Genomic DNA, 21,191 nt, shown 5'->3' with positions numbered 1-21,191 from the left:
CTGTCAGGTTGGAGGGCGTAGTATGCAGGCCAGTGAATTGTTTCAGCCGCCGATGGCGACATTACTGCAAACTATCCGCAAAGGTGATGAAGCGGAAGCCCGGCGTCAGCTTGCTCAGGGACTGAACTTGAATATTCAGAGCAAAGAGGGGATTACACCGCTACTGTGGCTGATTTATGAAACGCAGGATAAGGATGCGGTACGGTTGGCGTTAAAACTGGGTGCTGACCCGAATTATAAAGATGGTTTTGGAGATAGTGCGGTCAATACCGTTTCTGGTGCAAAAGATCCTGAATGGTTAAAAATGATGCTTGATTCAGGGGGAAATCCAAATGCTATAGATAGAAGAGGGCAGCCAGCGTTATTTAGTGCTATAGGTGAAGAGCGTTGGTCTGATATTAAACTACTGGTAGAAAGAGGTGCTGATATTAATTTGGTTGATAAGCACAATATCAACAGTGCGCACTATGCGGCTTATCTGAATAAATATGAAATCGTTTATTGGTTAGTTGAGCACGGAGTAAAAATCGATAATTATTCAGATACTGGGAGTAGTCTGGCATGGCGAGTTCATGACAGCCTGTCGACAATCGACCATCAAAATACGGCTTATCAATGGGCCATGAAAGTCAAACAGCAATTACAACAACGTGGCATTAGATTCCCTCCTTTATCTCCGGCAGAGGTTCAGGATAAGTGGGAAAAAGGAGAATCCCTTTGAGGTGGTGGCACTGGCTGCTGGCTTGCCTGCCTCTGTTAACCGCCTGTCAGGCAGGAGGGCGCAGTATGCAGGCCAGTGAATTGTTCCAGCCGCCGATGGCGACATTACTACAGACTATCCGCAAAGGTGATGAAGCGGAGGCCCGGCGTCAGCTTGCTCAGGGGCTGAACTTGAATATTCAAGGTAAGGAAGGGATTACGCCGCTACTGTGGCTGATTTATGAAACGCAGGATAAGAATGCGGTACGGCTGGCGTTAAAACTGGGTGCTGATCCAAATTATAAAGACGGCTCAGGAGACAGCGCAGTAAATCGGGTATCCGGTGTGCGAGATCCAGACTGGCTGCGCATGGTTCTGGATGCAGGTGGAAATCCGAATTCGATAGGACGACTTGGTCAACCGGCATTATTTAGTGCAATAGGTGAAGAACGTTGGGCAGATATTAAACTGTTGGTCGAGCGTGGAGCCGATGTCAATTTAGTCGATGGACAAAAAACAACAAGTGTCCATTATGCAGCCTATTTAAATAAGTATGATATTGCGTATTGGCTTATTGAACATGGTGCTAAAGTTGATACTTATTCTGCAACAGGGGGGAGTCTGGCGTGGCGGGTGCATGAAAGCCTGTCAATTATGGCGCAGAGTTCACCGCAGTATTCTTGGTTATTAAAGGTTAAACAGCAATTACAACAGCGTGGCATTAAATTCCCTCCTTTATCTCCGGCAGAGGTTCAGGATAAGTGGGAAAAAGGAGAATCCCTTTGAGATGGTGGCACTGGCTGCTGGCTTGCCTGCCGCTGTTAACCGCCTGTCAGGCAGGAGGGCGCAGTATGCAGGCCAGTGAATTTTTTAAACCACCGATGGTGAATGTGTTATCCAGTATCCAGAAAGGTGATGAAGCCGCAGCCCGACAACAGCTGGCGCAGGGGGTAAACCTGGACGTATTGGGTGCTGAAGGGATTACCCCTCTATTGTGGCTGATGATGCAGCAGGACAAGGACGGTGCCAGACTGGCGTTAAAACTGGGTGCGGACCCTAATTTTCGAACGGGTACAGGCACGACGGCTGTCAATATGGCCGCTGGTGCGAAATCACCTGAATGGTTGAAAATGATGCTCGATGCCGGTGGTGATCCGAATTCCCTCGATCACAACAAGGTACCTGCCTTATTTAGTGCGATTAATGAAGAACGTTGGGCTGATATCAAATTATTGGTCGAGCGTGGTGCAGACGTGAATTTGACTGATGGTCAAAAAACGACGAGCGCACATTACGCTGCTTATATTAATCAATATGAAATCGCATATTGGCTAATAGAGCACGGCGCTAATATTAATACGTATTCTGCGACAGGTGCGAGTCTGGCATGGACGGTAGAAGACAGTTTATCGCTTATGGATCATCGGTCACCACATTATCCCTGGGCGCTGAAAGTAAAACAGTTATTACAACAGCGTGGCATTAAGTTTCCGCCTTTATCGCCAGCGGAAGTACGGGAACGTCGTGCTAAAGGTGAATCGCTGTAAATAAAGCATTTCGGGTTGTCTCGTATTCTATTTCATAGCGTTGTAACGCGGTACGGCCAATTTTTTCTACGGTTCTTTCTCATTTTTCCTGATCCAATAGCGTTATTTAAAACTGAATAACGCTACTGGGCGTGCTTGTTAACTCTGTACCCAAAATAATTCGAGTTGCAGGACAAAACGCACGGCGTTTTGAACAACGCAACGCGTTGGCCCTTTAGGGCAAGGCTCGTTAGAGCCTTGTAACGCGGCAAGAGAGTGAATCCCGATGAGCTTACTGAGGTAAGTGATTCGGGTGAACGACAAATTGGCAAAGCCGATTTGAACGCTGCTAGCAGCGGCCCCGAAGGGGTGAGGCCCATGAAATGGGCCGAGTAACGCCGCCAACACACCTGCAACTTGAAGTATGAAGGGTATATTCATTATCCCAGTGAACATCATGCCAATAACGGGCTATACCCTGTTTGAACTCAGTCAGCATTGCGCGCAGCCACTCTATGCCATTGTCGACCCGATGCATTATTCGGCGTTGCCGGATTTCTGGCGTGCCTTTCAGCCACGGGCGGCGCAGATATGGCATCCCTTGCGTTTTGATGGTGCCGGTGACGACTGGCAGAACTGGGCACCGATGGTGGTGCTGGTGGAAGAAGGCGAGCCGGGAGAAACCCTGTTGCACTGGCTGGCGGACACACAACCGGCGCGCCATCAGGGGGTAATGCTGATGCATAGCGATCAACCCCTGAGTCGTGTGGTTGATTTCTGGCAACAACGCCTGCGGTGCCGTTATCCGGATGGCACGCTGGCACTGCTGCGCAGCTATGCGGCGGATGTGCTTCAACTCTGGTGGCAAACGTTGAATCACGACGAACAGGCGGCGTTTATGGGGCTGCTGACCCGCCTCTATCTACCGCTGAAAGAGGATGAGCCGGACGTACCTTGCCGTTATCAGGTGCTAACGAAACCGGATGAGACGACGTTGAAGCCGACATCACTGCCCGATGATTACCTGATCACCCTGAATCGCTACCAATTCTATCTGTTATCCAACGACAACCGCTTACACCGGCTGGCAAATGAACTGTTTCTGCATGTCAGTGCGCTCTACTGGGCCGAGCTGGATGTTGAGGTGGTAAAACGCCGCTTTCTCAGCGGTATTGCGCTGGCACAAGCGTGGTACCCACAAGCCTCGGAAGCGGAATGTGAAGCCTGGTCGGCTCACCGCTGGGTGATTGGCAGCGAGTTTTATCACCATCCGATTTTTATACACCTGCTTGAGCGTTATTCACTGGGCGACAGCATTCGGATTTTCAAATCCGACTCGGCCAGGGTGGACGATGTTCGCCTTCATTATCACCGGCCCGGCTGGATGCGGGACGAATTACCGGATACGACGGAGGTTATGCCGTGAGTCTGTCTCACTCTTTTTTGACGCTGCAACCGGAAACCGAAGCCGACTGGCTGGCGCGGCTCAACGCCGGAGGATGTTTTGTGATTGCTGAGGCGGCACTCAACGACGCCGTGCCCTGGCTGGCGGAGCGATGGGGGGGAAGCCTGGAACAGACCCGATTGTATTGGGGGGAGGCCGGGCGGGTGCACGCGTCGGTCTCGCCTTATTGCATTCCGGTTCACGCCACCAACTGGGCGCAGGTGCGCGAGCACGTACTAACGCAGGAAGGATGGGGCATCGGCGTGCAACTGGCGTGGTTTATGCAGGCCTACTCGCCGCTCGATCAACTGCGGGAACTGGTGAAACACCTGCGCCAGTGGAGCCTGGTTGCTACGCAGGAAGGCGACAGCGCGATTCTGCGCGTCAGTGACTGGCAGGTGGTTCAGCCGTTGTTGTTCGCCAGTACGGCGGAGGAAGCTACCGCGCTGTACGGGCCGATCGCCACATTTTGCGCGCTAGCGCCAGACGGCAGCCTGCAAACTCTGAGCCTGACGAAACGCGTCGCACACCATCTGCCGGAGACCCTGCCGCGCCCGCTCAGTGAGGCGCAGTGGCAGGCGCTGCTGGCCCCCTCGCTGCGTAATACGCTGGAAGGGTACATGGCACACCTGCGAGAGCATCATGCGCGCTGGCAGGACAGCGACGACGACAGCTTGCTGGATTTTACCCACCAGCAAACCGAACAAGCCCGTATTCAGGGGTTCAACAACGACCGCGATATCGTGCGTTATCTGGCGCTGGCCACCGAACTGACGCCAGCCTTCATTCAGCAGCCGTGGGCACAAACCATTTTGTCGCAGCCGGAGTATATCGGCGAGCAAAACCGGATGGATCGCCTGTACCAGGCGGCAATTGACCAACTGGACGACGCATAATCTAACAGGACGTTTTCATGAGCGAGAATAAAAAAGCAACGCTGATGTCGAGCGAAGAAGCCGCCAGTCAGAATTTTTCCACCGATAACAAAATCTCGGGTGGGTGCGCCAAATGCGGCTGCGAAGTGCTGATTCATTACCACTATGACTCGGGAAAACCGGTGCCCAACGCACCATTTGTGTTGATTGACAGCAATCAGACCGAAATTCACGGTAAGACCGATGCCAACGGGCTGTGCAAAATCTATGACATGGGTTGCGCTAGTTTCACGCTGATGCTGGATGAAGGCTCGGATGACTTTACCCCCCGCGAAACCGTGGAAAACAACCCGGTATTACAGTCGAACCCGGCGTATGCCACGCTGGCGGGTGAGTATTTCACGCTGTTTTTGTTGCTGCGTAAGCAAGGCCTGGTGAGCTATGACGCCGACGACAGCAGCGATCGCCATGTGGATGTGGAGGGGGCCGGGCTGTTTACCTCCATTCCCAAAGAGTACCGCAAATCCTATGACCGCTTCTGGGAGCTGGATAAGCGGGTTAATCGCGGTAGCCGCGATCTTAAACGGGCGGTCAATAAAATCCACCACAGCCTGGCGGCAGAAGTGGCGGACAAAGGCGGGGATGATAATGCGGCGCTGATGCTGTTTTGCGAAATCGCGCTGGGGTTTATTCCCGTGGTCGGGCAGGCCATGGATGTGTACGCAATTGGCGAGTGGAGCTGGCAGTCGTATAAAGAACCGGCAAAACTGGAAGACCCGTTACATCTTGCCGAAGGCGCGCTTTGTGCGATCGGCGTCATTCCTGGGCTGGGCGATGCGTTGAAGGTCAGCGGACGGGCGATCATCCGTGCGCTCAAAAAATCCACCCCCAAAGAGCTGCAGTTTGCCATCAAGACCATCCGCAGCCTGTCTGACGGTAATCTGGTCAAAGGGCTGACCAAACTGCGTTCTGAACTGCGACATTACGGCGCGCAGGCCAAAGATCTGTTGCTGAAAATTCATGCGGCGCTCAAACAAGTGCTGGCCGAGTCAAAGTTGAAGAACAACTGGATCGTATCGCTGATGAAAGACAGCTTCAGCGCCATGATCACCGCGCTGGAAAAGCTGATCGCCAAATATGACAACGCGCTGGCATACATCGAAGCCAAATTCGATGAATTTATCGGCAAGGTAGTCACTCGTGTGACCGGCACCCCCCGGCCGAAAGGCAGCATCGCTAAAGCCACCGCTGCACCCAAAAACCCCACGCACGCAGAAAGCCAGCCTGCTAAACCCTCGGCACAGGGTGAGAATAAAGCGACTCCGGCAGCGAAACCGAAAGAAGCCGCCAGTAAGAAAAAAACGCGTCAGTCATCGGAAGGGATGGAAGACATCAACGCTGGGAGCAACAAGGGCGAGCATCCGGATAACACCCCACAGAAGAAAAAAGCCGGGGAGGACGACAAGGAGTGCAGCGCCAACAGCAAACACTGCCAGAGTGAAGGCGAGCCGGTGGATATGGCGACCGGCTATGTGGTGGACTGGCGTACCGATTTCACACTCGGTGGCCTGCTGTCGCTGGTGATGAAGCGCTATTACCGCTCTGGCGGCGAGCGCAAGCCGGGGCTGCTGGGGGCGTTGTGGCGCAGCAACTGGGACATGAGCCTGACGCTGGAAAACGGTGTCGCCACCCTGACCGACGGTGAATTCAACCAGGCGGTATTTGTGCTGCCTGAAGAGGGGGAGCAGAACCGGGCGGCGTCCAACCCGTCATGGCGGCTGAGCCGCCAGCAAGGGCAACTGGTGTTACAGCACGTAGACGGGCTGCGCTACCGCTTTGAGCACGCGTTGGGGCTGCACCTGTGCCTGACCGCGATCGAAGACCGGTCGGGCAATCGCATCACCTTATTGTGGGATCGTTCCGAGCTGTGCTGGGTTAGCCTGCCGGACGGGCGGCTGGTCCACGTGGAAACACAACGGCGGCGGATAACCAGGCTGACGCTGTGCGACGAGCACCGCCAGCCGCTGAAAACGCTGGTCAGTTATCAGTATGATGCGCAAGGCTATTTGCTGAACGTGCGAGCGGGGGAAGGGCGCAATTTCGACTATCACTACTCCCCGCAGGGTTGGCTGCTGCGCTGGTCAGATTTAGCGCACACTTGGGTTGAGCACGAGTACGACGCCGAGGGGCGCTCGCGGCGTGACCGCACGGCTGGCGGGTTCTGGCCGGGCGAGTTTCGTTACGACGATGACGCCTTCACCAGCCATTACCACAGCGGGTTTGGTGGCGTCACCACCTATGTCCGCGATGCGCGCAACAACATTCTGCTGCGCCGGGAGCCGGACGGCGGGGAATACCGTTTCGAGTGGATGGATAACCAGCTGGTGGCGGAGATTGACCCGCTGGGTGGACGCACCGAATATCAGCGCAACGACTGGGGACAGGTGACGGCGGTGACCCTGCCGGACGGGGCCACGCATCGCTATGACTACGATGATGACGGCCAGTTGCTGGCCTATACCGACCCGATGGGCAGCACCTGGCGTTATACCCGCGATGCGGCAGGGCGGGTGGAAACAGCGAGCGACCCGGAAGGGCGGACGTGGCAGCACAGCTATTCGCCACAGGGGTTGTTATCCGGCGTGACCGGGCCGGACGGCCGGGTGCAGCGTTATCACTACAACCGTCGCGGGCTGCTGGAGCGTCTGGAAGCGGAAGGCACCTCGCCGGTGACCTTCTTCTACGACGGCCATGACCGGCTGACGGAGCGGCACATTGCACATGAACAGGGCGTGCAGGTGCGGCGGTGGGTGTACGAAGGCGGTCGTAAGACGCCGGAGAAGGTGATTTACGAAGACGGCAGCGAAACCCGGTTTGGTTACGACGGTGAAGGGAACCTGACGTCAGTGACGGATGCGCTGGGCCAGCGTTACCAGTTCCGCTACGGCGCGTTCGACAACCTGCTGGAGGCGACCGACCCGCTGGGGGCGAGTGTCCGCTATCATTATAATGCGGAGTCAGAATTCGCCGGGGTGACCAACAGCCAGGGGCAGACGTGGCAGTACCGGTTTGACACGGCGGGTCGGCTCAGCGAGGAGCAGCATTACGACGGCCGGGTGTACCGTTATGACTACGACGTGGCGGGGCAACTGGCGAGCCGACAGGCCCCGGACGGCAGCCGACTGGTGTACGGGTATGACGCGGGTGGTCGGCTGAGCGCGATTGCGGCGGTGCGGGCCGACGGGGCCAGCGAGGGCACGACGACCTTTGCCTATGACCTGTCGGGACGGCTGCTGAAGGCGGCGAGCCCGGACGCGGTGGTGGAGTATACGTACAACCGCGCCGGACAGGTGGTGAGCGAGACGGTCAACGGCGAGGCGGTGGCGTCGGGGTATGACGCGGCGGGGCAGCGCAGTGCGGTGTCGGGGCTGCTGGCGTCGCTGAGCCTGGGGTGGCAGGGTGGACGTCTGACGACGCTGGGCATCGGTTCGCACCAGCCGCTGACGTTCAGCCACACGGCGTCGGGGGAGGAGCGGCAGCGCAGCAACGGGGCGGGCTTCGCGCTGCGGCATGAGTGGAGTGCTGCGGGGCTGCTGTCGCGTCAGGCGCTGGAAGGCGTGAGCGGGGTGCTGGAGCGGCGTTACCAGTACGACGTGCTGGACCGTCTGACGGGCATCAGCGACAGCCACTGGGGCGAGCAGGCGCTGCGGCTGAACGGTACGGGCCAGGTGGTGGCGGAGCGGCGCGAGCAGGGTCGGCAGCAGCAGGCGCGGCTGTTTGGTTACGACAGCGAGCAGAACCTGTGCGAGATATCGGCGATAGTGCCGGACGGGGCAGGCAGGCTGTCGACGGCCAATGCGGTGGTGCAGGCCTCTTCGGGTTATGATGTGGCAGGGCGGGTGGTGATGCGTGGCGACAGCCGGTATCAGTACGACGCCTGCGGTCGGCTGGTGAGCAAACGGGAAAGCCGCGCCGGTTTCCGGCCACGGGAAACGCAGTTCGAGTGGGACGCGCAGGACCGGCTGGTGCGGGTGAGGCTGCCGGACGGGGCGCGGTGGCGGTACCGTTACGACGCGTTCGGCCGCCGGATCAGCAAGGTGCGCGAGGGCCAGGAGCCGTCGGCGCAGGCGGTAGCGCGGGTGGCGTACCGGTGGGACGGCGACCAGCTGTCGGGCCAGACGCAGTACCGTGCGGACGGGAGTGTGGCGCGAGCGGTGCAGTGGGTGTACGAGCCGGGAAGTTTCCGGCCGCTGGCGCAGGTGGAGGAGAAGGGCGAGCGCACGCAACTGCACTACATCGTGACGGACCTGACGGGAACGGCGCGGGAGCTGTGCAGCGAGACGGGCGAGGTACACTGGCGGGGCGAGCAGGGGCTGTGGGGCGCGCACCGGGAAGAGAAAATCCCGATCCCGTTACGGCGCTGGCTGGGCGATGCAGCGAACGAGGAAGTGTACTGCGAGCTGCGCTATCAGGGGCAGGTGTACGATAGCGAGACGGGGCTGTATTATAACCGTCACCGGTACTACGACCCGACGCTGGGGCAGTATATCTCGGCGGACCCGATAGGTTTAGCGGGAGGGCTGAGGCCGCAGGGGTATGTGCATAATCCACTCACTTATATTGATCCGCTGGGGTTGGTTGGATGTCCGGGTAAAGAAGGGCAATCTAAAGAACCGATCCCTAGAGGCGATAACCCATATCAGACTCGAATTGACCCAAACTTCCCAGGACGGCCAGATCCTGCGTATTCAATTGATACGGCAACATTTAATTCAGGGGTTAAGACTGCAAACGGAGGTCTTCGGGATAATAAACAATTCTGGAAGCAGTGGAGTGATTTGCAACCTGATTCATTGAGTAAAAGTAACGCATATAGAGTTAATGAGTTAGGATTGTCTCCTAAAATAGACGATACTTGGATTAAGATGTTTCCTGAGCATGCTAATTACAAAGGTGATACATTAATCCATCACCATGTTGATCAGGGGCGTTACGCGATACCTGTTCCAGGGAAAACGCATGTAGGAAGTGGTGGTATTTGGCATACGAAATAATGAGGTTTTTATGCTACTAGATTTATCAGAAATAGAATCTAAATTATATGAGAAGTTTTCTCCGTTTGGTGGGGAAATGGATGACTTGATCATGAAGGCTGGAGGGGTTTCTATTGATGATGTTATTGATTTAGAAAAGAAGCTAAATGTTAAGTTGCATGATAAATTTAAGAATTTCATTTTGAAGTATGATTTAGGTAACTTCTCCCTTGGTAGCTTTATTTTTGGTGATGATGGTGATTATCTGGGGAAGATTTTTGAGTTAAATAGTGAGAATGATTTCACTCAGTGGTGGGGGAAGGGGGCTCGCCCTGAAAATTTACTTCTTGTAACCTATAATGATCCTTATTCTATTTTGTTAGATCTGAATAGTGGAAAGGTTTATGCGATTACAAGTGAGACTGATTTAAATAAGATGAAACATATATCATCTGATTTTTGTCTTTTTTGTAGAGGTGTGGGTACTATGTTTTTAAATAAGCCTAATCCTATCGATGTGGAAAAATTAGTAGGAAGTGAAAATAAATTTTTTTGGCCTAGCCTATAGATAATAACCGGAAGCGATCTCAAGATCCTTCCGGTTTTTTTATTTAGCTGCCAGCGTGATTACGCCAGCATCACGCCCGGTTCAGCCCGAATAATGATCCGGCCGGGCAGCGCTTCAATGCTGAACGGTGGGGTGAGTAAGCCACTTTGGGTGAGCCAGTCGCCTGCCAGCGTCAGTTCACCGTTGTCACTGACCCAGTCCGCGCCTTCTGTCTCGTTGCCATCCAGTTCGGCCACCAGCGCGGCGATATCGGTGTCGTTGTCCAGCCGGGTCAGCATCAATCCGTTGCGATAGAGGCTGATACGAAACAATGCCCCGGCGGTAAACCCGGCCTGTGCCAGCGCGGTGCCGCTCAGGGTCAGTTCCGGCAGGCCACCCTGCTGCCAGGCAATATCCATATCGATGCTCATTGTAAACCCCCAACATCCAGCCCGCCGGGAAACCCGCTCAGCCACTGTGCCACCGCCTGTTCATCGAACGCGGCAACACTGAGTGCGTGCAGGTCCTGCCACAGTGAGCGGATATCCTGCGTGGTGATGACAATGCAGCCGGGCATCACGCGCAGCTTCAGCGGCTGCCCGGTGCAGAACCCGGCTTCCTTCAGCCAGTGCCCTGCCAGGGTGATGGCGGGGGTGTCGTGGTTGCCTTTAACCGGTCGATAGCCGACACGGGTAAAGCGCTCATGTTGAGAGATTTTAAAAACGGTGGTGTCTGGCGTAGAATGCGCGTCAGCCATAGTAACTACTCCTGTTAGTTGCCTGTGGTTAGCTGTGCGGGTGTGTTGCGAGCACGCCTGCACGGCGTTCAGTTAAGGCTCAGCGCAATAAGCGCTTTGCCTGATGTTTTAAAATCATGGCATCGAGAACGGATGTGACCGTTTTCAACTCGTCCTCATCCATCTGCCTGATGGCTTCAAATTTCAGTTTCAGCTCATCCTGCGGCTCGCGCTCACCATCCTCAAAAATCAGCCAGTCAGTCGATACGTTGAAGGTAATGGCTGTGCGTTTAAGAATATCTAAAGAGGGCTGCGCTTCGCCGGACTCATAGCGGCGAACCTGAGTCAGATGTATCCCTACCTTGTCAGCCATCTGCGGCTGGGTCAGGCCATACTGCTTGCGCAGTTGCAGAAAGCGAGTTGAAAAGCTCATCCAGAACATCCTCTGATAATTACCGGTTTTTCGCATTATCTCTCCCTGTTCTGGATAGGGTGTTTTGTATGCTCTTAATGGGTTGCATGCTAATATCTATAAAGAACATTTACAAGGGTTTTATAGGAAACATTTTACAGATTCCGCTTTTCTGCTTTCGGTGCATCAATCCGTTATCGAATCCGCTAATAATGGCCTTTGGTGGTAAGTACTATCTGTGGTGATAATTTGCTTTGTGTTCTTAATAGATGTTTTAATTATCCCTATTTAGGGTATTGACAGCATTTTTACGTCTTGAGTACGGGTATGACGCGGGCGGTCGGCTGAGCGCGATTGCGGCGGTGCGGGCCGACGGGGCCAGCGAGGGCACGACGACCTTTGCCTATGACCTGTCGGGGCGGCTGCTGAAGGCGGCGAGCCCGGACGCGGTGGTGGAGTATGCATACAACCGTGCCGGACAGGTGGTGAGCGAGACGGTCAACGGCGAGGCGGTGGCGTCGGGGTATGACGCGGCGGGGCAGCGCAGTGCGGTGTCGGGGCTGCTGGCGTCGCTGAGTCTGGGGTGGCAGGGTGGCCGTCTGACGACGCTGGGCATCGGTTCGCACCAGCTGCTGACGTTCAGCCGCCACACGGCGTCGGGGGAAGAGCGGCAGCGCAGCAACGGGGCGGGCTTCGCGCTGCGGCACGAGTGGAGTGCGGCGGGGCTGCTGTCGCGTCAGGCGCTGGACGGCGTGAGCGGGGTGCTGGAGAGGCGTTACCAGTACGACGTGCTGGACCGTCTGACGGGCATCAGCGACAGCCACTGGGGCGAGCAGGCGCTGCGGCTGAACGGCACGGGCCAGGTGGTGGCGGAGCGGCGCGAGCAGGGTCGCCAGCAGCAGGCGCGGCTGTTTGGTTACGACAGCGAGCAGAACCTGTGCGAGGTATCGGCGATAGTGCCGGACGGGGCAGGCAGGCTATCGACGGCCAATGCGGTGGTGCAGGCTTCTGCGGGTTATGATGCGGCAGGGCGGGTGGTGATACGTGGCGACAGCCGGTATCAGTACGACGCCTGCGGTCGGCTGGTGAACAAACGGGAAAGCCGCGCCGGTTTCCGGCCACGGGAAACGCAGTTCGAGTGGGACGCGCAGGACCGGCTGGTGCGGGTGAGGCTGCCGGACGGGGCGCGGTGGCGGTACCGTTACGACGCGTTCGGCCGCCGGATCAGCAAGGTGCGCGAGGGCCAGGAGCCGTCGGCGCAGGCGGTAGCGCGGGTGGCGTACCGGTGGGACGGCGACCAGCTGTCGGGCCAGACGCAGTACCGTGCGGACGGGAGTGTGGCGCGGGCGGTGCAGTGGGTATACGAGCCGGGGAGTTTCCGGCCGCTGGCGCAGGTGGAGGAGAAGGACGAGCGCACGCAACTGCACTATATCGTGACGGACCTGACGGGAACGGCGCGGGAGCTGTGCAGCGAGACGGGCGAGGTGCACTGGCGGGGCGAGCAGGGGCTGTGGGGCACGCACCGGGAAGAGAAAATCCCCATTCCGTTACGGCGCTGGCTGGGCGATGCGGCGAACGAGGAAGTGTACTGCGAGCTGCGGTATCAGGGGCAGGTGTACGACGCGGAAACGGGGCTGTATTATAACCGGCATCGGTACTACGACCCGACGCTGGGGCAGTATATCTCGGCGGACCCGATAGGTTTAGCGGGAGGTATCCGACCTCAAGGTTATGTTCACAATCCATTAGAGTGGATTGACCCGCTGGGTTTGAGTGGGTGTCCTGATTCTGATGATCCTAAAGCAGACAGAAAAAGACGACATCACTCCAAGTCGGCGGAATATGAGAAACATACAAAAGCCAAAACAAAGGAAGATGCAATAAAATTATCAAGCAATAAAGGTCCTTCGCAATATTGGGATGAGAGTGTTCAAGGTACAACAACATCCAAAGATGCAACCGCATTTAGAAATAAAATAGAAAAAGAAGCATTAAAAAATGGTAAGTATGTGCCTCAGAGTGGTGGCTCTGATTATTATATTTATGATGCAGGAAAAACAGTTGGGTATAATGGTGGGAAGCCAACACAGTACATGCGAGTGGAAGTGACGAAAAGCACTAATGAGTTTCATGGGCATCCTATATCACCTGAAAAATACTTTGATTATCTTGGGAAATAATGAGTATGAAAGAATTTAATTCATTCAAAGATTATAAACCATTGGATTTGTTTTTTTTTCCATCCGGTTGGTTTTCTCTGAAAAATAATATGTATGACATTGACCCCTCAGTAATAGACTTCGTTGAAGGTGAAAAAAAAGGTGAGTTAGAAGATCTGTTTTTTGGCGAAGACGTGTTTATTGCAAGGAGTGAAATGCCGCTGTCGGGGAATCGGCTTTTTTTGGCAGTTTTATCTATAGGCTGTAGGTTGTTTTCAAGTGAAGCTGATGATCTGCCATCATATTGTTTTTATGATGTCGAGTTAAATGTTTATTTTGGTTCAAAGGATAAGAAAAAATCAATCTTTGAAAGGAGAGTGGCGTTTTCTAATCGATATGATGCTGCCAGGAAAGCCTCTGGTTTTATGATTGCTTTTTCTAATCATTTATATCCTGATATTATCAGTGGGGTTGTGTCGGTCGATGATGATGTTTCATTTTATTTTAATGACATGGTTTCTTGAAATATCTTTCATCAAGTTTTAGTAACTCTATTTCAATAATAAAAAACCGGAATGATCTTACGATCCTTCCGGTTTTTTATTTAGCTGTCAGCACTATTACGCCAGCATTATCCCCGGTTCAGCCCGAAGGATGATCCGACCGTGCAGGGCTTCAATGCTGAACGGCGGGGGTAGCGGAGATTGACCCGCTGGGTGGACGTGGCAGCACAGCTATTCGCCGCAGGGGCTGTTATCCGGCGTGACCGGGCCGGACGGCCGGGTGCAGCGTTATCACTACAACCGTCGCGGGCTGCTGGAGCGTCTGGAAGCGGAAGGCACCTCGCCGGTGACCTTCTTCTACGACGGCCATGACCGGCTGACGGAGCGGCACATTGCGCATGAGCAGGGCGTGCAGGTGCGGCGGTGGGTGTACGAAGGCGGTCGTGAGACGCCGGAGAAGGTGATTTACGAAGACGGCAGCGAAACCCGGTTTGGTTACGACGGGGAAGGGAACCTGACGTCAGTGACGGATGCGCTGGGCCAGCGTTACCAGTTCCGCTACGGCGCGTTCGACAACCTGCTGGAGGCGACCGACCCGCTGGGGGCGAGTGTCCGCTATCATTATAATGCGGAGTCAGAATTCGCCGGGGTGACCAACAGCCAGGGTCAGACGTGGCAGTACCGGTTTGACACGGCGGGCCGGCTCAGCGAGGAGAGGCATTACGACGGCCGGGTGTACCGCTATGACTATGACGTGGCGGGGCAACTGGCGAGCCGACAGGCCCCGGACGGCAGCCGACTGGTGTACGGTTATGACGCGGGCGGTCGGCTGAGCGCGATTGCGGCGGTGCGGGCTGACGGGGCCAGCGAGGGCACGACAACCTTTGCCTATGACCTGTCGGGGCGGCTGCTGAAGGCGGCGAGCCCGGACGCGGTGGTGGAGTATGCATACAACCGCGCCGGACAGGTGGTGAGCGAGACGGTCAACGGCGAGGCGGTGGCGTCGGGGTATGACGCGGCGGGGCAGCGCAGTGCGGTGTCGGGGCTGCTGGCGTCGCTGAGCCTGGGGTGGCAGGGTGGCCGTCTGACGACGCTGGGCATCGGTTCGCACCAGCCGCTGACGTTCAGCCACACGGCGTCGGGGGAGGAGCGGCAGCGCAGCAACGGGGCGGGCTTCGCGCTGCGGCATGAGTGGAGCGCCACCGGGCTGCTGTCGCGTCAGGCGCTGGACGGTGTGAGCGGGGTGCTGGAGCGGCGTTACCAGTACGACGTGCTGGACCGTCTGACGGGCATCAGCGACAGCCACTGGGGCGAGCAGGCGCTGCGGCTGAATGGCACGGGCCAGGTGGTGGCGGAGCGGCGCGAGCAGGGTCGCCAGCAGCAGGCGCGGCTGTTTGGTTACGACAGCGAGCAGAACCTGTGCGAGGTGTCGGCGATAGTGCCGGACGGGGCAGGCAGGCTGTCGACGGCCAATGCGGTGGTGCAGGCTTCTGCGGGTTATGATGCGGCAGGGCGGGTGGTGATACGTGGCGACAGCCGGTATCAGTACGACGCCTGCGGTCGGCTGGTGAACAAACGGGAAAGCCGCGCCGGTTTTCGGCCACGGGAAACGCAGTTCGAGTGGGACGCGCAGGACCGGCTGGTGCGGGTGAGGCTGCCGGACGGGGCGCGGTGGCGGTACCGTTACGACGCGTTCGGCCGTCGAATCAGCAAGGTGCGCGAGGGCCAGGAGCCGTCGGCGCAGGCGGTAGCGCGGGTGGCGTACCGGTGGGACGGCGACCAGCTGTCGGGCCAGACGCAGTACCGTGCGGACGGAAGCGTGGCACGAGCGGTGCAGTGGGTGTACGAGCCGGGGAGTTTCCGGCCGCTGGCGCAGGTAGAGGAGAAGGACGAGCGCACGCAACTGCACTATATCGTGACGGACCTGACGGGAACGGCGCGCGAGCTGTGCAGCGAGACGGGCGAGGTGCACTGGCGGGGCGAGCAGGGGCTGTGGGGCACGCACCGGGAAGAGAAAATCCCCATTCCGTTACGGCGCTGGCTGGGCGATGCGGCGAACGAGGAGGTGTACTGCGAGCTGCGCTATCAGGGGCAGGTGTACGACGCGGAAACGGGGCTGTATTATAACCGGCATCGGTACTACGACCCGTCGCTGGGGCAGTATATCTCGGCGGACCCGATAGGGCTGGCGGGAGGGCTGAGGCCGCAGGGGTATGTTCATAACCCGATGGAGTGGGTGGATCCACTGGGGTTGGTTGGGTGTCCGGGAAATAGCCACTTAGATAACCCTAAGAAAAAAGTTAACTCGGCTGAAGTAGGGGATATTGTTCGTACTCCATCGTCACATCCTGAAGATTTTACAAAAATAAGAGGTGGTGATTATAAAAATCAAAATACAGGAGAAATATGGAGTAAGAGTAATACCACTCACAGTGATAAACTTGGGGAGTGGAAGGTTGGAATAGGGAAAAATGCACCTACTTCAAGTAAAAAGATTACGGTGGGGATGAGTGATGGAAAAATCATTAAAATTGACAAGTAATAGTTTTAATTTTAACTTGGTTGATATTAATTTTAGTTCTTTTAGTTCATCAAATAAATGGGTTGGTTGTTTTGAAAAAAAATCGTCATTTGCAATTTCATTGATTGATGACTCTGTAGAAATAGTACGTAATTTTTTTTCTCCTCATTGGGATAGCTTTTTTGCTCTGTCAGCTTTGTCTTTTGATGATGAAAGAGAGACTGATGGTGATATATTGAAAGAGTATGGGGGTATATATGACTACGCCAAAGTTAATAATTATTTGAAACCCCTGAGTGATGATTTCGAAAGTTATTTGTATGGTGAGGTTCCTTTGCCTGCATCTTCATTAAGTCTGCATTTTGATAATGATGATTTTATGGATATTTGTAGGTTGGTCATGGGGCATGGGGGTGTACTAGGTCAGGTTTTTTTTATGATTAATTTGGAGTTGAAGTTGGCAATCTATCCTCATGGTGATATAGGGTTTGGTATTATATCCCTTGGTGAGGATGATGCTGTTTGTAAGTCATTTTTGAATTCTCTTATTGGAAATGATAATTTTAACATCCTTATGTGATTTTTATTAAGCACTATATCAGTGGTGTTTTATAGCCGGAAGTGATCCAGCCATCCTTCCGGTTTTTTATTTAGTTGCCAGTGTGATTACGCCAGCATAGCACCGACTCAGTCCGGATCATGATCCGACCGGGCAGCGCTTCGATGCTGAATAGGCATGGGTGATAAAATGAACTTTGCTTCCAATGGAATACATACTCCAGGGTCTAAAGCTGCAATGGATGCTGACTTAGGAAAAGAATGAGTATATTTCATAGCAGCAATCACAATAATTACTCAGAGGATGTTCGTCAGAGGCTTTCAAGCATTCAAGCTCTATATGAAAATAAACTCTTAGATGAGAAGGGCGCTCGTGATGCTATTAGAAAAGCCCAGATAGACATGAAAAACAAGATATGGCATGGCGATGTTACTAAAAATAAATGTGGGAGAATGAACTGATGTACTATATTTTAATGAATGACTATAGTTCTTCTTTAATTCCTAGATATCTTCATGCGTTGATTGACACTAAAAAACAGGTTAATGAGAAATGGGAATATGAAGGTTCAAAACATTCATTCCCATACTACATTAAGGATATTAACTGTCCTGATGATTTATTTCTATTATGTCGAAGTAATATAGGCGCTCTGAAATTTTCATTTTATCATCACGGGGTCGCTCAGATTGTATCTGATGAATTATTTGATGTGATAAGTAATGCTAAGATGAGTAATTTTTATTCTAGAAAGCTAATAGCCACATCGATAAAAGATGGTAGTGTTTTAAGAAGTGACTTTAGATATGTTTATTTTTCTGGTGAGGAGCAATTTATAGATTTTTCAAAATCAAAAATAGAGGAGGATAGAATAGGAAGTTTAGTTACTTATGATTTAATCTTCCATGATAACGCATTTGGTTATGATATTTTTTCAATTAATAATACATTGTTGGCTGGTTTTTTATTTGTTTCTGAATCAGTCGCAGCTCTAGCCTCGAAAATAAAAGGTATTAAAGTTATTCCAGTAGATAAAGCACTGGATAATTACTGCATTGACTATAAATATGATCTAGAAGGCAATAAGAAAAGAGTCAGGAAAAAATTACCTTGAGGTAGATATAAAAAAGCCGAAAGCGATCTCAGGATCCTTCCGGCTTTTTTATTCAGTGGGTGTGCTATTACGCCAGCATCGCCCCCGGTTCAGCCCGAATCATGATCTTACCGGGCAGCGCTTCAATGCTGAACGGCAGGGTGAGTGACCTGCTCTGGGTGAACCAGTCGCCTGCCAGCATCTGTTCGCCGTTGTTACCAGCCCAGTCTGCGCGTTATTGGCGGCTTTTTCCCGATAGTCAGCCTGGCTGGCGGAGTGACACATTGCCCACTCAATATCCGCAAAAGTGTCATGGATGCACTTAATCCTTTCTGTTTATGGTTACAGAACCATAGACCATAAATACGTCGGTTGAACCTGACGAACCACGGTAACCCCCCTGGCCCTTATTGAGGTAACAGGCAAGGGCAGTAAATTCCCTGGCTTCATCCATCGAGGCCGTGATTTTACGTGTGGTGAGTTCGCCCTTCCCGTATTGCTCACCAAAGCGGCGTACGCCCCGGGCAAACTCTCCCAGTGAGTCGCTGACTGATGGATGCTCCCATCCCCATAACCAGGTGCCATCTTCCGTGTTATAAGTGCCGATGACTTGCACGGGGGCTGTTATCACCATCTTCTTTTCGTTATTCGTGAAGGTGATTATCCCGGCATCAAGATCGACTGCCCATGAGGCCACATCAAGACCCCACATCTCCACGGCGGCTTGTGTACGCAATTGCATCTCGTGATTTGCGCGTGCAATCGTCAGGTGGGGGTCTGCAAGCGCTACGGTGTCGCGAGTGGCACCGGTTTCTTTGCCGCCAAAAAGCGTCTTTAAGAAATTGATCATTGATACTCTCCTGGTTTTTCATTTGGCGCGAATTGGCATTTGCTCTATTGGCGCTGGCATTATCCGATTTTTACTATCGATTTTTACCTATCGATTTTTACTATCCGATTTTTCGCTCTTCTTCTCCAGTCATCTTCACACAGCATGATATTTCCCTTACAGCGAATATGCCCGTGCCTTATACCCAAAACATCATTATTGCGCGGTAGATAATCTTTGCCGGTAGGGAGGGCTGGGGTAGAGTAGATTATTCCCTGAGCGCCGCTCTGGATGGGAAAATAAACACCAAAGCAGGTGACTGAGGTGTGGATGAATAAGGAGAGACGTATGAGCATTGCTCCAGCGCTAATTACACGGGCCATTGAATGGCGCCGCACTCTGCATGCCAGCCCGGAATTGGGGTATCAGGAACACCAGACATCCCAGATGGTGGCTGAATTACTGACCCAGTTTGGTTTTCAGGTTCATACCGGACTGGCGGGAACGGGGGTGGTAGGCACGCTGGAGAATGGGCCGGGGCCGGTCATTGGGTTGCGGGCCGATATGGATGCGTTGCCGGTCACCGAGCTGGGCAACACCCCCTATCAATCCCGACATCCCGGTGTGATGCATGCCTGCGGCCATGACGGTCATACGGCTATGCTGCTAGCGGCCGCCTGCCACCTCGGTGAGACGCGTCGTTTTCGCGGTACGGTACACGTCATATTCCAGCCAGCGGAAGAAAACCTGGGGGGCGCGCGTCGTATGGTAGAAGAAGGGCTGTTTACGCGTTTCCCAATGGACGACATTTATGCATTGCATAATTGGCCGGGGCTACCTGTCGGGCATGTCGGGCTGAGTAGTGGGGCGATGATGGCCTCTCTGGATTCGTTTGAAATTATCCTGACGGGAAAAAGCTGTCACGCGGCGATGCCGGAAAACGGCGCAGACCCGATTATGGCGGCTTCTCAACTGGTACTGTCGTTACAAACCATTCCCTCCCGCCGTCTGTCGCCCCAGTCGTCTGCGGTTATCAGCATCACGCAGATTGCCGGGGGCGAAGCTATCAATGTGATCCCGGAAAAGGTCGTGCTGCGAGGTACGTTGCGCTGCTTGCAAGCCTCAGTGCGTGATCAGGTCAAGGCATTCATTGCCCAATTCGTGGCGCAAATTCCAGAGACATTCGGCGTCACTGGTGCCATAACTTATTATCCCGGCTATCCGGTTACCCACAATAACGCACAGGTCGCGCAAACCGTGCGGGAGGTGGCCGAAATAACATGTGGCGTAAACCAGGTGCACTGGGATATTGCGCCGTCAATGGCGTCCGAAGATTTTGCCTGCATGCTCGAACAGTGTCCCGGTGCCTATTTCTGGTTAGGTGCTGATGGGGATACGCCGTCTCACCCGTTGCATAATGCCTGCTATGATTTCAATGATGCGCTCATTCCACATGGCGTTGCCTTGTGGGTAGCATTGGTGGAAAAACGCTTGGCGATTAGCTAAGAGTCTATCCCATTAGGGCTATTTCACTTGCCATTTTGGCCTTGGGCAGTGCTCAAAATCCTCACGTACTACGTGTACGCTCCAGTTTTTCCGCGCTGTCCGTGTCCAAACTGGCTGCGCCAATAACGCCTACCGGGATAGGCTCTACGTGTCTTTCTGCCTGACGGCAGTGAAATCCCTGGCGATACCCGTCACTGCTAACGGCCCTTGTTGGAATGGGCCGTTTTTTTTGTGAGTTGCTGGGCTAGACGATAGGCCGACTCAGGGGGCTTGTGGAAACGGCCCCACGTGGACAACAGACCGCGTTATTAAGCAATGCTACAGATTATGACGTCATGCGAGTGATTTAAGGTAGGTAATGGAAACTATTTTTCCATAAAGTGATTATTTATTTTATTCTTGTCTTAAATTGCAATAACGGAAAATAAAACAGCCATTTTTCCCCTATGAGTGTTGTCGGTTTATGTAATGTCACCCGATTTTTTACTGATGAGGTGTCCTGTGCGGTGGTGAGCCTGTTTGGCACGTTTTTAAATTGAAAAACACCACAGGTTTTTATTTGTTTTTTATGGCATAAGTAGTGATGAAATGTTATCTGATGTGATGTTATGGCATGAAAATAATCGGTTTTTTTGAATCGATAATATCACGCATAAAAAGCGGGCTTATTCCTAAAATTAATTAGCATGGTAATTGTTTTTAAATCTAACGGAATTAGAGAGGCCAAAAATACCCGCTTTTTAGAAAAT

General features: G+C 53.8%; 15 protein-coding genes and 2 pseudogenes. 13 read left to right on the top strand and 4 right to left on the bottom strand.

Going from position 1 to position 21,191, the window contains the following annotated elements; all coding sequences use genetic code 11:
- The first annotated feature begins 22 nt into the window (after positions 1-22).
- The 7 genes from FGI04_RS12275 (at position 23) to FGI04_RS12245 (ending at position 10,145) form a co-directional block, all read left to right on the top strand.
- Positions 23-721, top strand: a complete 699-nt coding sequence (locus tag FGI04_RS12275; RefSeq protein ID WP_407336811.1) for an ankyrin repeat domain-containing protein — start codon at positions 23-25, stop codon at positions 719-721.
- A complete protein-coding gene (locus tag FGI04_RS12270; RefSeq protein ID WP_407336810.1) occupies positions 718-1,485 on the top strand; it encodes an ankyrin repeat domain-containing protein in 768 nt (255 codons plus the stop codon). The genes FGI04_RS12275 and FGI04_RS12270 overlap by 4 nt, the downstream gene beginning before the upstream one ends.
- Complete coding sequence (locus tag FGI04_RS12265) at positions 1,482-2,246, top strand: ankyrin repeat domain-containing protein (protein ID WP_407337414.1); 765 nt, start codon at positions 1,482-1,484, stop codon at positions 2,244-2,246. Before FGI04_RS12270 ends, FGI04_RS12265 begins: the two co-directional genes overlap by 4 nt.
- 436 nt (positions 2,247-2,682) lie before the next feature.
- Positions 2,683-3,651 carry a DUF4123 domain-containing protein gene (locus tag FGI04_RS12260; protein WP_407336809.1) on the top strand — a complete coding sequence of 323 codons (969 nt, stop codon included), beginning with the start codon at positions 2,683-2,685 and terminating at the stop codon, positions 3,649-3,651.
- Positions 3,648-4,565: a DUF4123 domain-containing protein gene (locus FGI04_RS12255; RefSeq protein ID WP_407336808.1), complete on the top strand. Its 918-nt coding sequence runs from the start codon at positions 3,648-3,650 to the stop codon at positions 4,563-4,565. The genes FGI04_RS12260 and FGI04_RS12255 overlap by 4 nt, the downstream gene beginning before the upstream one ends.
- 17 nt (positions 4,566-4,582) lie before the next feature.
- Positions 4,583-9,598: an RHS repeat-associated core domain-containing protein gene (locus FGI04_RS12250; RefSeq protein WP_407336807.1), complete on the top strand. Its 5,016-nt coding sequence runs from the start codon at positions 4,583-4,585 to the stop codon at positions 9,596-9,598.
- Between the two features lie 10 nt (positions 9,599-9,608).
- Positions 9,609-10,145 (top strand): SMI1/KNR4 family protein, encoded by a 537-nt coding sequence (locus tag FGI04_RS12245; RefSeq protein ID WP_407321109.1) that lies wholly within the window; start codon positions 9,609-9,611, stop codon positions 10,143-10,145.
- A 59-nt stretch (positions 10,146-10,204) separates the two neighbouring features.
- Here the strand turns inward: FGI04_RS12245 and FGI04_RS12240 are convergent, their stop codons facing one another.
- From FGI04_RS12240 to FGI04_RS12230, 3 genes are all read right to left on the bottom strand, one after another.
- Positions 10,205-10,555, bottom strand: coding sequence for a SymE family type I addiction module toxin (locus FGI04_RS12240; RefSeq protein ID WP_407321110.1), 351 nt, complete (start codon positions 10,553-10,555; stop codon positions 10,205-10,207).
- Entirely contained in the window at positions 10,552-10,881 is a 330-nt protein-coding gene (locus FGI04_RS12235; protein WP_342700676.1) for a SymE family type I addiction module toxin, read from the bottom strand. The genes FGI04_RS12240 and FGI04_RS12235 overlap by 4 nt, the downstream gene beginning before the upstream one ends.
- Before the next feature lie 79 nt (positions 10,882-10,960).
- Positions 10,961-11,293: a helix-turn-helix domain-containing protein gene (locus tag FGI04_RS12230; protein WP_026358148.1), complete on the bottom strand. Its 333-nt coding sequence runs from the start codon at positions 11,291-11,293 to the stop codon at positions 10,961-10,963.
- A 290-nt stretch (positions 11,294-11,583) separates the two neighbouring features.
- Between FGI04_RS12230 and FGI04_RS12225 the strand changes: the two are divergent.
- From FGI04_RS12225 to FGI04_RS12205, 5 genes and pseudogenes are all read left to right on the top strand, one after another.
- A pseudogene (locus FGI04_RS12225) lies at positions 11,584-13,056 on the top strand (RHS repeat-associated core domain-containing protein); the annotation flags it as partial.
- Positions 13,057-13,457: 401 nt separating this feature from the next.
- Positions 13,458-13,955, top strand: a complete 498-nt coding sequence (locus tag FGI04_RS12220) for a hypothetical protein (RefSeq protein WP_016943978.1) — start codon at positions 13,458-13,460, stop codon at positions 13,953-13,955.
- 184 nt (positions 13,956-14,139) lie between these two features.
- A pseudogene (locus tag FGI04_RS12215) lies at positions 14,140-16,476 on the top strand (RHS repeat-associated core domain-containing protein); the annotation flags it as partial.
- Positions 16,448-17,035, top strand: coding sequence for a hypothetical protein (locus FGI04_RS12210; RefSeq protein WP_407336806.1), 588 nt, complete (start codon positions 16,448-16,450; stop codon positions 17,033-17,035). The pseudogene FGI04_RS12215 and the gene FGI04_RS12210, both read left to right, overlap by 29 nt.
- Positions 17,036-17,474: 439 nt before the next feature.
- Positions 17,475-18,128, top strand: coding sequence for an Imm43 family immunity protein (locus tag FGI04_RS12205; RefSeq protein WP_407336805.1), 654 nt, complete (start codon positions 17,475-17,477; stop codon positions 18,126-18,128).
- A gap of 301 nt (positions 18,129-18,429) precedes the next feature.
- Here the strand turns inward: FGI04_RS12205 and FGI04_RS12200 are convergent, their stop codons facing one another.
- Entirely contained in the window at positions 18,430-18,957 is a 528-nt protein-coding gene (locus tag FGI04_RS12200) for a DUF6882 domain-containing protein (protein ID WP_407336804.1), read from the bottom strand.
- Between the two features lie 327 nt (positions 18,958-19,284).
- Here FGI04_RS12200 and FGI04_RS12195 point away from each other — a divergent pair, with 327 nt between their 5' ends.
- Entirely contained in the window at positions 19,285-20,442 is a 1,158-nt protein-coding gene (locus FGI04_RS12195; protein WP_016943508.1) for a M20 aminoacylase family protein, read from the top strand.
- Positions 20,443-21,191: the final 749 nt, after the last annotated feature.

The sequence above is a fragment of the Dickeya ananatis genome (genome assembly GCF_019464615.1).
Lineage (GTDB): Bacteria > Pseudomonadota > Gammaproteobacteria > Enterobacterales > Enterobacteriaceae > Dickeya > Dickeya oryzae.
This window is presented reverse-complemented; position numbering and strand designations above follow the sequence as displayed.